We start from the raw sequence: 434 nt of genomic DNA, 5'->3' as shown, positions 1-434 counted from the left end.
AAAGGCCAGCCTTCTTGAGGTGGAATCGAGCCTTGTCCGGATCGAATTCGCGTTGTGGCAGATTCTTGGCGAAAAAGCGATTTGTGGACCCGATTGGGTGATCGTTGCCAAGTTTCCCGTGTCCGTGTAGCAGGGTATCTAGCAACTGCTGCCGGTTGATCGCATGTTTAATCGCCAGTCGAACATCCGGGTTGTCGAACGGGGCGACATCGCAAAGCATGGGCATAGAGTAGTGTTGAGTGCCGGCTACCGACACGATCTCCAGACCTTTATTCCTCTCTAGTAGATGGATCGTCTTCAGGTCGCATCGTTCCATCGCGTGGATCTGGCCTGTTGCCAGCGCATTTGTGCGCGCTGTGACATCATGTATGGCAAGAGCCTCGAACGAATCAAACCAGGCCGCATCGGATTTCCAATAATTGGCGAAACGTTTG

Annotated in this window: 1 protein-coding gene; it reads right to left on the bottom strand. The window is 53.0% G+C overall.

Features of this window, described 5'->3' with window-relative positions; genetic code table 11:
• The coding region (locus EOA85_RS37010; protein ID WP_245486430.1) for an ABC transporter substrate-binding protein at positions 1-434 on the bottom strand (434 nt) is incomplete at both ends.

Origin of the sequence: Mesorhizobium sp. M5C.F.Ca.IN.020.29.1.1, from assembly GCF_003997375.1 — a bacterium.
Lineage (GTDB): Bacteria > Pseudomonadota > Alphaproteobacteria > Rhizobiales > Rhizobiaceae > Mesorhizobium > Mesorhizobium wenxiniae.
Note: the sequence above shows the minus strand (reverse complement) of the source record. Positions and strands in the feature narration are given on the sequence as shown.